The following is a 13,176-nucleotide window of genomic DNA, read 5'->3' on the forward strand; positions in this document are numbered from 1 at the left end:
CCGCCGCCGGGCAGGACCGGCAGGCGCAGGCCGCGCTCGCCGCGCTGGCGACATCGCGGACGCATGCCTATCGCGCGATGGCGCTGCTGACGCAGGGCGACCTGCTCGCCCGCGCCAGGGACACCAGGGGCGCCGCCGCCCGCTATGCCGCCGTCGCGAACGACGCGTCGCTGGAGCCGCCCTTCCGCGACCTAGCGCTGCTGCGCGAGACGGCGGCGGAGTTCGACACCGTCGCGCCGCAGGTCGTGATCGATCGCCTCCGCCCGCTCGTCCGCACGGACGGCGCCTGGTATGGCTCGGCCGGCGAGATGACCGCGATCGCCTATCTCCGCCAGGGCCGGCGCGACCTCGCCACGCGCCTGTTCAGCCAGATCGGGCGTACCGACACCGTTCCTGAATCGATCCGTCAACGCGTCGTTCAGATGGCGACGGCGAACGGCGGGGACGCCGCCCCCTCGACCGGAGCCCCGCCGCAGCCATGATCTCCCGCCTCCGCCCGCTCGTCGCGGCCGTGTCCCTGCTCGCGCTGGCGGGCTGCGGCATCTTCAAGGCCGCGCCCAAGAAGACCCCGACGATCGGCACCCGCGTCCCCATCCTCGTCTCCGAGAACCCGATGGAGACCGACAAGGCGATCGCCGACGTCGCGATCGTGCTGCCCCCGGCGGTGGCCAATGACAGCTGGACGCAGTCTGGCGGCAACGCGTCCAAGTCGCTCGGCCAGCTGCCGCTCGCCGCCGCGCCGGCGCGGCTGTGGAGCGCCGTGGTCGACGGCGGCTCCACGCGCGCGCGACTCGCCGCGACGCCGGTGATCGCCGACGGCAAGCTGTTCGTGATCGACGTCGACGCCGATCTCCACGCCTTTGACGCCAATACCGGCGCGCGGCTGTGGGACGCGTCACTCGCCGCCGGCAAGGAGAACCGCGCGTCGCGCTTCGGCGGGGGCGCCAGCTATGACGACGGCAAGCTGTTCGCGACCGACGGGCTGGGCGATGTCGGCGCGTTCAACGCCGCCGACGGCAAGCCGTTGTGGAAGGTCCGCCCCGGCGGCCCGCTGCGCGGCAGCCCCACCGTCGCCAACGGCATCGTCTATGTGCTGAGCCAGGACAACCAGCTGTTCGCGCTCAACGAGACCGACGGCGTCGTCAGCTGGACCGCGCAGGGCACGTCCGAATCGCAGGGCGTGTTCGGCGTCGCCGCGCCGGCGGCCGCGCAGGGCACGGTGGTGGCGGGCTTCTCCAGCGGCGAGCTGAGCGCCTATCGCTACGAGAACGGCCGCGTGCTCTGGCAGGATGCGCTGGCGCGCACCTCCATCTCCACCTCGGTGTCCTCGATCACCGATGTCGACGCCGATCCGGTGATCGACGCGGGCCGCGTCTATGCGGTGGGGCAGGGCGGGCGGATGGTCGCGCTCGATCTCGGCTCGGGCCAGCGCCTGTGGGAACAGAATGTCGCCGGCATCTCCACGCCCTGGCTCGCGGGCGAGTGGCTATTCGTCGTCACCGACGACGCGCGGCTGGTCTGCCTGTCCAAAACCAATGGCAAGGCGCGCTGGATCGCGCAGCTGCCGCGCTACAAGAACGACAAGAAGAAGAAGGGTGACCCCTTCCTCTGGTACGGCCCCGTGCTCGCCGGCGGCCGGCTCGTCGTCACCAGCTCGCGCGGCGATCTCGCCTTCGCCAGCGTGACGGATGGGACGCTGGGCACGGTGATCAAGGGCAAGGTGCCGTACAACCTGCCCCCGGTAGTCGCCAATGCGACGATCTACACGCTCGACGGCAAGGGCCGCATCACCGCCTGGCGGTGAGCGGAACCAATCTGGCCCCAGGTTTTTGGCTTCAGGATGATGCGAGCCCGGGGCCCGGCGTGGCAGAAAGGGGTGCTCGATGATCCAGCCTGCCAAGGTTCGCCGGTCGCCCCCGCCACCATCGTCCCGGCAGGACAGCTATGTCTTCGATGACAAGAACGGGCTGCGCATCTGGCTGAACGAGGCGGTCAGGCGCGGCGAAGTTTCCGCTCACGACGCCGAGCAGACGATCCGCAGCATCACGCCCGGCCAGGCGATCGGGTTCGGCGAGGACTACGGCAAGCTGCTGATCGGAACGATCAAGGACAGCTTCGGATCGTACAAGATCGCGCAGAAGCTGGTGAAGGATTTCCATCGCTGGTGGGGTGTCCAGGTTTACTTCAAGCCCGGCGCAAAGGGCGATCTGGTCATCATCAAGGGCTGGCCGAAAGGGCGCGAGCTGTTGTCGGCGACCCGTTACAGGGTCGATAATCCGAAGATCATGGAGCTGCAGATCGGTAAGCCGGGCATCCAGGCAGCGGCCAAGGAGTCGGCCCGATTCGGCATCGTCCTGGTCGTCGCGTTCGACGCGTACCAGTTCATCCGCGACCATGACCTGCCGCACCTGCTCGGAAGCCTTACCGTTGACATCCCGTCCGTCATGCTCGCCTCGGCGATCGGCGCGCTCGCCGGGACGCTGGCGGTCGGCACGGTGGTGGTCGGCACGATCGCGCTCGGGCCGGCGCTGCTGGCGTTCGCGGTCGGCGCGGCGGTGGGCATCGGCCTGTTCGCGCTCGACAAGGAGCTGGGCCTGACGGAGAGGGCCACCGCCGCGTGGGAGCGAGCGCTCGACAAGCTGGAGCGCTGGTGGGACGAGGCGGGCGCGGAAGCGAGCCGCCGTTGGCATCAATTCTGCACCAGCGGTATCGTGCAGGACATGGAGAACGGCTTTCGAGGCTTTGGCCAGCAATTGGGCCGGGCGGCCAGTTCGCCCTCCGCGCCCGGATCGATGTTCTGACCGGCGCGACGCGCTGGCGGGTGCAGGCGGTCGGCGTCGCGATCGTCTGCTTCGCGGCGGCGGCCGTGGACGGCATGTTCGCGGGCCAGGATATGCTTCACCTGATCCATGGCTTCACGACGCCGCTGCCGGTGATCAGTTCGGCGCATTACGCGCTGGCCAGCCTGTTCCTGACGCCGATGGCGGTCGGCATCGGCCTGATGTTCCTGCTGAGCAGACAGGCGACCCCGGCGCAGATGAAGGCGGCCGCGAACAGTCCACGGCCGGGTGCCCGCCGCTTTCTGCTGTTTATCGCCGGCAGTCTGGTCGCCGCGCTGATCGCGCCCATTCCGCAGTTCTGGACGGTGGACACGCTGGCGCGCCGGCGCGGCTATGTCGGCTGCCCCGCGCTCGATCGACCCCACCATCAGCCCGATCGCTGGGCCGTTCCCGGCCACTGTCCCGGACCCGGCGCCGACCCGAACAGCTAGGCTGGAGCCGCGTCCCGGCGCGGGATGACGTGGCCGCCCGCCTCGGCTAGGGGCTGGGCATGCCGCTTCCCATCGTCGCCATCGTCGGCCGGCCCAATGTCGGCAAGTCGACGCTGTTCAACCGGCTGGTCGGCAAGAAGCTGGCGCTCGTCGACGACCGGCCGGGCGTCACGCGCGACCGGCGCGAGGGCGACGCGCATCTGGTCGGGCTCGACTTCCGCGTCGTCGACACCGCCGGCTATGAGGATGAGGACGCGCAGTCGCTGCCCGGCCGCATGCGCCGTCAGACCGAGGCGGCGGTCGCGGGCGCCGATGTCGCGCTGTTCGTGGTCGACGCGCGCGCCGGCGTGACCCCGCTCGACGCGGAGATCGCGCGCTGGCTGCGCGGCTCGACGACGCCGATCGTGCTCGCGGCCAACAAGGCGGAGGGCCGCGCGGGCGATGACGGCATCCTCGACGCGCTCCAGCTCGGCTTCGGCGATCCGGTGCAGCTGTCGGCCGAACATGGCGAGGGCATCGGCGACCTGTTCGAGGCATTACAGCCGTTCCTGGAGCGCGAGGCGGCCGAGCCGGAAGCGGAGCGGGAGGACGGCCCGCTCAAGCTGGCGATCGTCGGCCGGCCCAATGCGGGCAAGTCGACGCTGGTCAACCGGATGCTGGGCGAGGACCGGCTGATCACCGGGCCCGAGGCCGGCATCACGCGCGACTCGATCGCGATCGACTGGCACTGGCAGGGCAAGCCGGTCCGCCTGATCGACACCGCCGGTCTGCGCAAGCGCGCCAAGGTGCAGGACAAGCTGGAGAAGCTTTCCGTCGCCGACGCGCTCCACGCGATCGACTTCGCCGAGGTGGTGGTGCTGCTGCTCGACGCGACGCTCGGGCTGGAGGCGCAGGACCTGCGTATCGCCGACCGGGTGCTGGAGGAGGGCCGGGCGCTCGTCATCGCGCTCAACAAATGGGATGTCGCCGCCGATGCCTCGTCGCTGTTCAACGGCGTCAAGAAGGCGCTGGAGGACGGGCTCAGCCAGGTGAAGGGCGTGCCGTTGCTCACCGTTTCGGCGGCGACCGGCAAGGGGCTGGACCAATTGCTCGCCGCCGCGTTCGAGACGCGCGAGGCCTGGTCCAGGCGCGTCGGCACGGGCGAGCTCAACCGCTGGTTCGAGCGCGCGGTGGAGGCAAACCCGCCGCCCGCGCCCGGCGGCAAGCGCGTCAAGCTGCGCTACGTGACGCAGGTCAAGAGCCGGCCGCCCTCGTTCGTCATCTTCGGCACGCGCGTCGACCAGCTGCCCGCCAGCTACCAGCGTTACCTGGTCAATTCGATGCGCCGCGACCTGGGCTTCGGCGCGGTCCCCGTCCGACTGACGCTGCGCGCCCCGAAGAACCCGTTCGGGACCTGACTCCCGCCATTTCGGGCCATTCGCCCGCGCGCCGGCAAGGCTTCGTTTACGACCTGGATGTATCGCGAGACCGGGATCAAGGGCCGGGCACGGCCGGGGAGCGCGATCGGTGTCGTTCGAAGGCAGCAATCTGGTCGACTGGACCGCCTATGCCAAGGCGCGCGGGGAGCTGGGCGCGGGGTTCGTCCGCATCCTCAGCTATTTCCGCGAGGACGGGGTCAAGTCGGTCGCGGCGATCGAGGCGGCGATGCGCGCCCGGTCGGCGACCGCGATGGTCATTCCCGCGCATACGCTGAAGGGCGAATCGCACCAGTTCGGCGCCGTGCCGCTGGGCACGCTGGCCGAACAGATCGAGACGATCGCGCGCGACTGCGTCGAGCAGCAGGAGGCGCCCGACGAGGCGCTGGCGCTGATCGCCCGGCTCCGCCCGCTGTTCAACGAGACGCTGGTGCTGCTGGAGCGCGAGGCCAACCCACTCGTCGCGCGCAAGCCGATGGTCGGCGGGTTCGGCCGCAAGGCGGCGGCCTACTGAACGAAGCGCTGTCCGGCAGCCGCGACTCGCGGCACAGCGGCTTGCACGTCACGCCAGCGCCGCATCCGCGCCCATCAGCGCGGGGAAGAACCCCTCATGTGCGGTGCGCAACGCGTCCAGCGTCACCACGTCATCGCGATCGGGTCGTTCGAAGATCAGCCGCTTGCCGCCCGTCCGCCCGAGCGGCTCCACCTCGACCCCGGCCACATGCGCGGCGTGGAGGAAGTCGGCCAGGCCGTGGTCGTGCGCGGTGACGACGTACACGCCCTGGTCCTCGGCGAAGAACGCGCGCGCGCAGTCGAACGGCTGCTTGCGGTCGACGATCGCGCCGATCCCGCCCGCCAGCGCCATCTCGGCGATCGCCACCGCGACGCCGCCGTCCGCGACGTCGTGCACCGCCGACAACTGCCCCGCGGCGATCCCGGCGCGGATCAGCCCGCCCGCCGCCTTTTCCGCCGGAAGGTCGACCGAGGGCGGCGGACCGTCCTCGCGCCCATGCAGCTCGCGCAGCCACAGCGACTGGCCCAGCTCGCCCCGCCGCGTGCCGACCGCCAGCACGATGTCGCCCGCGCCCTTGAACGCGATCGTGGCGCTCTTGCTCCAGTCCGCCAGCAGTCCGACGCCGCCGATCGCGGGCGTCGGCAGGATCGCGGAGCCCCCGCCGGTGGCGCGGCTCTCATTGTACAGGCTGACATTGCCGCTCACGACCGGGAAGTCGAGCGCGCGGGCGGCGTCGGCCATGCCGTCGAGACAGCCGATCAGCTGGCCCATGACCTCGGGCCGCTCGGGGCTGGCGAAGTTGAGGCAATTGGTCAGCGCCAGCGGCTCGGCGCCGACCGCGCACAGGTTGCGCCATGCCTCCGCCACCGCCTGCCGCCCGCCCGCGACCGGATCGGCGGCGCAATAGCGGGGCGTGCAATCGGTCGTCATCGCCAGCGCCTTCGCCGTGCCATGCACCCGCACCACGGCGGCGTCGCCGCCGGGCCGCTGGACGGTATCGGCCCCCACCATCGTGTCATACTGTTCCCAAATCCATCGGCGGCTGGCGAGGTCGGGCGAGCCCATCAGCGCGAGCAGGTCGGCCGCGATATCGCGGCACGCGGGCACATCGGCGAGCGGCGCCGGGGCGGGAGTGGGCACGTGCGGCCGATCGTACAGCGGCGCTTCGTCCGCCAGCGGCCCGAGCGGGATGTCCGCCACCGTCTCGCCGCGCCAGCGCAGCATCATCCGGCCGGTCCCGGTCACCTGGCCGATCACCGCGAAGTCCAGCTCCCATTTGCGGAACACCGCTTCCGCCTCGGCCTCGCGGCCGGGCTTGAGCACCATCAGCATCCGCTCCTGGCTCTCGCTCAGCATCATCTCGTACGGCGTCATGCCCGTCTCGCGCTGGGGCACCTCATCCAACACCAGTTCGATGCCGACCCCGCCCTTGCTCGCCATCTCGACCGACGAGGAGGTGAGGCCGGCGGCGCCCATGTCCTGGATCGCGACGATCGCGTCCGATGCCATCAGCTCCAGGCACGCCTCGATCAGCAGCTTCTCGGTGAACGGATCGCCGACCTGCACCGTCGGCCGCTTCTCGTCCGCCCCCTCGCCGAAATCGGCCGACGCCATCGTCGCGCCATGGATGCCGTCGCGCCCCGTCTTGGAGCCGACATAGACGATCGGGTTGCCGGGGCCGGACGCGGCGGACAGGAAGATCCTGTCCTGATCGGCCACGCCCACCGTCATCGCGTTGACCAGGATGTTGCCGTCATAGGCGGCGTGGAAGTTCACCTCGCCGCCCACCGTCGGCACGCCGACGCAATTGCCATAGCCGCCGATGCCGTGGACCACGCCCGCGATCAGGTGGCGCGTCCGGGGATGGTCCGGCCGCCCGAAGCGCAGCGCGTTCAGGTTCGCGATCGGCCGCGCGCCCATCGTGAACACGTCGCGCAGGATGCCGCCCACCCCCGTCGCCGCGCCCTGGTACGGCTCGATATACGACGGATGGTTGTGCGACTCCATCTTGAACACCGCCGCTTGGCCGTCACCGATGTCGATCACGCCCGCATTCTCGCCCGGCCCGTGGATCACGCGCGCGCCCGTCGTCGGCAGCCTGCGCAGGTGCAGCCGGCTCGACTTGTAGGAACAATGTTCGGACCACATCACCGAGAAGATGCCGAGTTCCAGCAGGTTCGGCTCGCGCCCGAGCGCGTGGCGGACGCGGTCATATTCGTCGGGAGAAAGCCCGTGCTCGGCGACGATGGCGGGGGTGATGACGGTCATGGCTTCACTTCCCTGGCGCCGCGGGCTGCCCGTAGAGCCCGACCAGCTCGCCGCGCGCGACGACATGGCCCTTCATCGCGACGAGCAGCGTCTCGCGATCGGCGGCCGGCGCGATCAACAGCGGCGCATCGAGCGCGAAGACCTGGAAGTGATAATGGTGCGCCGCGTCGCCGATCGGCGGATGCGGGCCGGCAAACCCGGTGCCCCGCATCGTCGTGGTGCCCTGCACCCCCGTCGGGGTGGCGAGCCGCGCGTCGGTGGGCAGGTGCTCGGGCAGCCTGGTCCCGGTCATGTTCCAGATCGTCCAGTGCGTCACCGGCTTGAGCGTCCCGTCGGGGTCGTCGACGATCAGCGCATAGACCTTGGCACCGCGCGCGCGCGTCCAGGCGAGCGGCGGCGACAGATTGTCGCCATAGCGGGTATAGCGGTTCGGGATCGCGGTGCCGTTCCCAAAGGCAGGGGAGGAGACGGTCAGCCGACCCCCGGCCTGCGTCTCCGGCCGGTCCATCGCGATCGGGCCAGGTGGCGGCGCCGGCGTCTGCGCCAGGACGAGGGCCGAGAGCGGGGCGAGCAGCAGCGTCCATGTCTTCATGCGGTCGCCCGTAAGCCGGCGCGGCGATCAGGTCCAATAGAGGATGCGCGCGGCCGGCATCGCGCGCGCGATCTCCGCCTCGAAGAAGGCGCGCAGCGTCTTCATGACCTCGGCCGGGTAGACATGCTTGACCGAGCCGAACTTGGTGCGCTTCTCGGCGCGCTGTTCCGGGTCCATCTCCAGCGCCGAGCCGGGATACCAGCTGTCGAGCACCGCCTTCGATCCGGGCGTGAACCGGTGCGTGATCAGCTCCACGGTCAGGTCGAGCCCGGGCAGGTCGGCGAGCTGCGCGGCGGCGTCGGCGATCAACGTCGCATATGCCTCCTCCCACCCTGGCGCGGCGATGATCGGCGCGATCGTCAGCCCGACCTTATAGCCCGCCATCGCCATCCGGCGCAGCGCCGCCAGTCGCCGCGCGACGGGCGAGGTGCCGCCCTCGAAGCGCGCGAAGCGGGCGGGGTTGACCGAGGCGCGCATCCGCGTCCGCCCGCCATGCGCGATCCCGAGCAGCGGCTCGACGGCGGCGAACTTGCTGGTGAAGCGCAGCTGCGCGTCCGCGTCCCACGCGCCCATATAGGCGACCAGCGCGGCGAGCGAGCCGGTCAGCGGCTCCAGCGCGAGCGGATCGGTGTAGCACGACGCCTCATAGGTGGTGCCCTCGTGCGCGCGGGTACGGCTGCGCGAGGTGACCTTGCCCTGGCCCAGGTTCCGGGGCAGCTCGTCCAGGATCTCGGGAAGGTTGGCGTAGACGCGCGTGATCGGCGGGCCGGCGAGCGAGCCGGCGAGGTAGCAATAGCTGCAATGCGCGGGGCAGCCCTCCGCCAAATCCACGCGCCAGTCGGCGGATGGCGCGATCGGCTGGAGCCGGCGCTTGGACGGGGGCGCGACGGTGAGCGCCAGCGTGCGCTTCGCCTCGGCATAGGCGCGGCGCGGATCGTCGGGCAGGTCGAGCTTCAGCCGGTCGGTCGGCAGTTCCACCACCTCGACGCCGAGCCCGGCGGCGCGTTCGGCGATGGCGCGGCCATGCGCCCAGCTCAGCGCTGACCGGGTCGCGAGCAGGCGGCGCGGGCGCCACGGCAAGGGCGGCGGGATGGAGTCGGGATCGGGCAGGCTGGCCATGGGGACCCAACCGGCGAGCGCCGGGAGAGTGCCACGCGATGGCCGTGTTAACCGCATTGCAGTCGATTGGAACGCATGCTTTCTTTGCTTTGGTGGATGGCAAGGGAGGAACATCGGTGAAGTACGCGACATTGATCATGACGATGACGGCCGCGTCGCTCGCGGTGACACCGGCGCTGGCGGCGCCGGTCAACCCGGCCGCGTCGCTGTCGATCGTCAAGGCCCGCGCCAGCACGCCGGCGGCGCACCGCAGCAAGCTGGCCGGTGGCGGAGCGGTGATCGCGGGCATCGCCGCCGTGGCGGTGATCGCCGGGGTCATCATCGTCGCCAGCGACGATAAGGGCAGTAGCCGCTAGGCGATCGGCCGATCCGGCAGGTACGAAAAAAGGGGAGCCTCGCGGCTCCCCTTCTTGTCACGGCACGGCATGGCATGACATGGCCAGGAACGGCCAGCGCGTCAGCCGCTATAGTACATGTCGAACTCGACCGGGCTGGGCGTCATCTCCCAGCGCGCGACCTCGCCGCGCTTGATCTCGACATAGGCCTCGATCTGGTCCTTCGAGAACACGTCGCCCTTGAGCAGGAAGTCGTGATCGGCCTCCAGGCTGTCCAGCGCCTCGCGCAGCGACGCGCACACGGTGGGGACATTGGCGAGCTCGGCGGGCGGCAGGTCGTACAGGTTCTTGTCCATCGCCTCGCCGGGATGCAGCCGGCTCTGGATGCCGTCCAGCCCCGCCATCAGCAACGCCGCATAGGCGAGGTAGGGATTGGCGAGCGCGTCGGGGAAGCGGACCTCGACGCGCTTCGACTTGGCGCCGGTGCCATAGGGGATGCGACACGAGGCCGAGCGGTTGCGCGACGAATAGGCGAGCAGCACCGGCGCCTCGTAACCCGGCACCAGTCGCTTGTATGAATTGGTGGACGGATTGGTGAAGGCGTTGATCGCCTTGGCATGCTTGATGATGCCGCCGATGAAGAACAGGCACATCTCCGACAGGCCCGCATAGCCGTGGCCCGCGAACGACGGCTCGCCCTTCGTCCAGATCGAGAAATGGGTGTGCATCCCCGAGCCGTTATCTTCCTTGATCGGCTTGGGCATGAAGGTCGCCGTCTTGCCATAGGCGTGCGCGACCTGGTGGACGACGTATTTGTAGATCTGCATCCGGTCGGCGGTGGTGGTCAGCGTGCCGAAGGTGAGGCCAAGCTCGTGCTGCCCGGCGGCGACCTCGTGGTGATGCTTGTCGCAGGGCAGGCCCATCTCCAGCATGGTCGAGACCATCTCGCCGCGGATGTCGACCGCCGAGTCGACCGGCGCAACCGGGAAATAGCCGCCCTTGGCGCGCGGCCGGTGCGCGAGATTGCCGCCCTCATATTCGCGGCCGGTGTTGGTCGGCAGCTCGATGTCGTCGATCTTGTAGAAGCTGGTCGCGTAGCTGTTCTCGAAGCGGACGTCGTCGAACAGGAAGAACTCGGCCTCCGGCCCGACATAGACGGTGTCGCCGATCCCGGTCTGGCCCAGATAGGCCTCGGCGCGCTTGGCGGTGGAGCGCGGGTCGCGCGCGTAGAGCTCGCCCGTCGAGGGTTCGACGATGTCGCAGAACACGATCAGCATCGGCGTCGCCGAGAACGGATCGGTGTAGACCGCGTCCAGGTCGGGCTTGAGGATCATGTCGCTCTCGTTGATCGCCTTCCAGCCCTCGATCGACGAGCCGTCGAACATCAGGCCGTCCGTCCACTCGTCCTCGCCCATCACGGATGCGACCATGGTCAGGTGCTGCCACTTGCCCTTGGGATCGGTGAAGCGGAGGTCAACCCACTCGATCTCCTGGTCCTTGATCATCTTGAGCACGTCGTCGGCGGTGTTCGGCATGGGTCGCTCTCTCGTTGGGAGGGTGATCAGATGGCGTCGTCGTCGCGCTCGCCGGTGCGGATGCGGATCGCGGACTCGACGGGGATGACGAAGATCTTGCCGTCGCCGATGCGGCCGGTCTGCGCCGCGCCCGCGATCGCCTCCACCACGCGATCGGCCAGGCCGTCGGCGACGACGACCTCCAGCTTCACCTTGGGCAGGAAATCGACGACATATTCGGCGCCGCGATAGAGTTCGGTATGGCCCTTCTGCCGGCCGAAGCCCTTCACCTCGGTGACGGTGATGCCGGACACGCCCACCTCGTGGAGCGCCTCCTTCACCTCGTCCAGCTTGAACGGCTTGATGATGGCTTCGATCTTCTTCACGCGGGTCCTTCACGGAAGCCGTGACTCGCCCGAACGGGCGGATCGAACAGAGGGTGACAGCGGTTGCCCTCTTCCGCAATGCACAATTCGCGGGAGAGGAGGTGGCGCGGGCTCGCGACGGACCGGCTCATCCCTGTGCCGCCAGCCACTCCTCGAGCCATTTGATCGTATAGTCCCCACGCTGGAACTCCGGATCGTCCAGCAGCGCCTGATGCAGCGGGATGGTGGTGATCGGCCCCTCGATCACGAACTCCTCCAGCGCGCGGCGCAGGCGGGCGAGGCAGCGCTCGCGGGTAGTGCCGTAGACGATCAGCTTGGCGACCATCGAGTCATAGTATGGCGGGACGCGATAACCGGCGTAGAGCCCCGAATCGACGCGGACGTGCATGCCGCCGGGCGCATGATATTGCCTCACCAGCCCGGGCGAGGGCGCGAAGGTGCGTGGGTCCTCGGCGTTGATGCGGCACTCGATCGCATGGCCGCGGAACTGCACCTCCTCCTGCCGGCAGGACAGCGGCTCGCCCTCGGCGATCCTGATCTGCTCGCGGACGAGGTCGAGGCCGGTGACCATCTCCGTCACCGGGTGCTCGACCTGTAGCCGGGTGTTCATCTCGATGAAGTAGAAGTCGCCCGCTTCCCACAGGAACTCGATGGTGCCGGCGCCGCGATAGCCCATGTCGGCCATGGCTCGGGCGACGATGCCCCCCATCCGCGCGCGCTCGTCGGCGGTGATGATCGGCGAGGGCGCTTCTTCCAGCACCTTCTGGTGCCGCCGCTGGAGCGAGCAGTCGCGTTCGCCCAGGTGGATCGCCTGGCCCTGGCCGTCGCCGAACACCTGGAACTCGATGTGGCGCGGGTTGCCGAGATATTTCTCCAGATACACGGTCGCGTCGCCGAACGCCGCCTTGGCCTCGCTGCCGGCCTGCGCCATCAACGGTTCGAGCTGGTCGGGGCTGGTACAGACCTTCATGCCGCGCCCGCCGCCGCCGGACGCCGCCTTGATGATGACCGGATAGCCGATCGCGTCGGCGAGCCGCCTCGCCTCGACCGGGTCGTCCACCGCGCCATCGGAGCCCGGCACCAGCGGCAGGCCGAGCGCGCCGGCGGTCCGCTTGGCCTCCACCTTGTCGCCCATGGTGCGGATATGCTCGGGCTTCGGCCCGACGAAGATGAGGTTGTGCAGCTCGACGATCTCGGCGAACCGCGCATTCTCGCTGAGAAAGCCATAGCCCGGGTGGATCGCGTCGGCGCCGCTGATCTCGGCGGCGGAGATGATGTTGGGGATGTTGAGGTAGCTGTCCTTCGCCGCCGGCGGCCCGATGCAGATCGCCTGGTCGGCGAGCCGGACGTGCATCGCGTCGGCATCGGCCGTGGAGTGGACCGCCACCGTCGCGATCCCCATCTCGTGACAGGCGCGATGGATGCGCAGCGCGATCTCGCCGCGATTGGCGATCAGCAGCTTCTTGATCCTGGCCATGTCAGGCGAGGACGACGAGCGGCTGGTCGAACTCGACGGGCTGGCCGTTGCCGACCAGCACCTCGCGCACGGTGCCGGCGCTGGGGGCGGTGATCGGGTTCATCACCTTCATCGCCTCGATGATGACCAGCGTGTCGCCGGCCGCGACCTGCTGGCCGGGTGACACGAACGGCTTGGCGCCGGGCTCGGCGGACAGATAGGCGGTGCCGACCATCGGCGACTTGACCGCGTTGACCGCCGCGGCGGGCGCCGACGCGCCGATTTCGGCCGGCGCGGCGGTGGCCG

At 69.7% G+C, this 13,176-nt stretch carries 14 protein-coding genes; 7 read left to right on the forward strand and 7 right to left on the reverse strand.

What is annotated here, in order from left to right; translation table 11 throughout:
* From HUU95_RS01695 to HUU95_RS01720, 6 genes are all read left to right on the forward strand, one after another.
* Window positions 1-482, forward strand: a 482-nt coding sequence (locus HUU95_RS01695; protein ID WP_174278504.1) for a hypothetical protein, incomplete at its 5' end; no start/stop codon positions are given.
* Window positions 479-1,804 (forward strand): outer membrane protein assembly factor BamB family protein, encoded by a 1,326-nt coding sequence (locus tag HUU95_RS01700; RefSeq protein ID WP_174278505.1) that lies wholly within the window; start codon window positions 479-481, stop codon window positions 1,802-1,804. The genes HUU95_RS01695 and HUU95_RS01700, both read left to right, overlap by 4 nt.
* Before the next feature lie 79 nt (window positions 1,805-1,883).
* The gene (locus HUU95_RS01705) at window positions 1,884-2,801 is read left to right on the forward strand and encodes a hypothetical protein (RefSeq protein WP_174278506.1); all 918 of its coding nucleotides are present in this window, start codon (window positions 1,884-1,886) and stop codon (window positions 2,799-2,801) included.
* Window positions 2,802-2,821: 20 nt separating this feature from the next.
* Complete coding sequence (locus HUU95_RS01710; RefSeq protein WP_174278507.1) at window positions 2,822-3,271, forward strand: hypothetical protein; 450 nt, start codon at window positions 2,822-2,824, stop codon at window positions 3,269-3,271.
* A 59-nt stretch (window positions 3,272-3,330) separates the two neighbouring features.
* Window positions 3,331-4,668, forward strand: a complete 1,338-nt coding sequence (gene der, locus HUU95_RS01715) for a ribosome biogenesis GTPase Der (protein ID WP_174278508.1) — start codon at window positions 3,331-3,333, stop codon at window positions 4,666-4,668.
* A gap of 109 nt (window positions 4,669-4,777) precedes the next feature.
* Entirely contained in the window at window positions 4,778-5,200 is a 423-nt protein-coding gene (locus tag HUU95_RS01720) for an Hpt domain-containing protein (RefSeq protein WP_174278509.1), read from the forward strand.
* Window positions 5,201-5,248: 48 nt separating this feature from the next.
* Here the strand turns inward: HUU95_RS01720 and purL are convergent, their stop codons facing one another.
* From purL to HUU95_RS01735, 3 genes are read right to left on the reverse strand one after another with little or no spacing between them, the layout of a single operon-like run.
* Entirely contained in the window at window positions 5,249-7,468 is a 2,220-nt protein-coding gene (purL, locus tag HUU95_RS01725) for a phosphoribosylformylglycinamidine synthase subunit PurL (RefSeq protein ID WP_174278510.1), read from the reverse strand.
* Window positions 7,469-7,472: 4 nt separating this feature from the next.
* Window positions 7,473-8,060 carry a YbhB/YbcL family Raf kinase inhibitor-like protein gene (locus HUU95_RS01730; protein WP_174278511.1) on the reverse strand — a complete coding sequence of 196 codons (588 nt, stop codon included), beginning with the start codon at window positions 8,058-8,060 and terminating at the stop codon, window positions 7,473-7,475.
* Window positions 8,061-8,087: 27 nt separating this feature from the next.
* Complete coding sequence (locus HUU95_RS01735; protein WP_174278512.1) at window positions 8,088-9,179, reverse strand: spore photoproduct lyase family protein; 1,092 nt, start codon at window positions 9,177-9,179, stop codon at window positions 8,088-8,090.
* 38 nt (window positions 9,180-9,217) lie between these two features.
* Between HUU95_RS01735 and HUU95_RS01740 the strand changes: the two genes are divergently transcribed.
* Window positions 9,218-9,535, forward strand: a complete 318-nt coding sequence (locus HUU95_RS01740) for a hypothetical protein (protein ID WP_368039788.1) — start codon at window positions 9,218-9,220, stop codon at window positions 9,533-9,535.
* 101 nt (window positions 9,536-9,636) lie between these two features.
* On the opposite strand, the gene glnA is transcribed toward HUU95_RS01740, so the two are convergent.
* The 4 genes from glnA to HUU95_RS01760 form a co-directional block, all read right to left on the reverse strand.
* On the reverse strand, window positions 9,637-11,049 hold the full coding sequence (glnA, locus tag HUU95_RS01745) for a type I glutamate--ammonia ligase (RefSeq protein ID WP_174278513.1): 1,413 nt from the start codon (window positions 11,047-11,049) through the stop codon (window positions 9,637-9,639).
* 26 nt (window positions 11,050-11,075) lie between these two features.
* The gene (locus HUU95_RS01750; RefSeq protein WP_174278514.1) at window positions 11,076-11,414 is read right to left on the reverse strand and encodes a P-II family nitrogen regulator; all 339 of its coding nucleotides are present in this window, start codon (window positions 11,412-11,414) and stop codon (window positions 11,076-11,078) included.
* A gap of 127 nt (window positions 11,415-11,541) precedes the next feature.
* Window positions 11,542-12,891, reverse strand: a complete 1,350-nt coding sequence (gene accC, locus HUU95_RS01755; protein ID WP_174278515.1) for an acetyl-CoA carboxylase biotin carboxylase subunit — start codon at window positions 12,889-12,891, stop codon at window positions 11,542-11,544.
* Between the two features lies 1 nt (window position 12,892).
* The coding region (locus HUU95_RS01760) for an acetyl-CoA carboxylase biotin carboxyl carrier protein (protein WP_302480082.1) at window positions 12,893-13,176 on the reverse strand (284 nt) is incomplete at its 5' end.

The sequence above is a fragment of the Sphingomonas bacterium genome, assembly GCF_903643065.1.
Lineage (GTDB): Bacteria > Pseudomonadota > Alphaproteobacteria > Sphingomonadales > Sphingomonadaceae > Sphingomonas.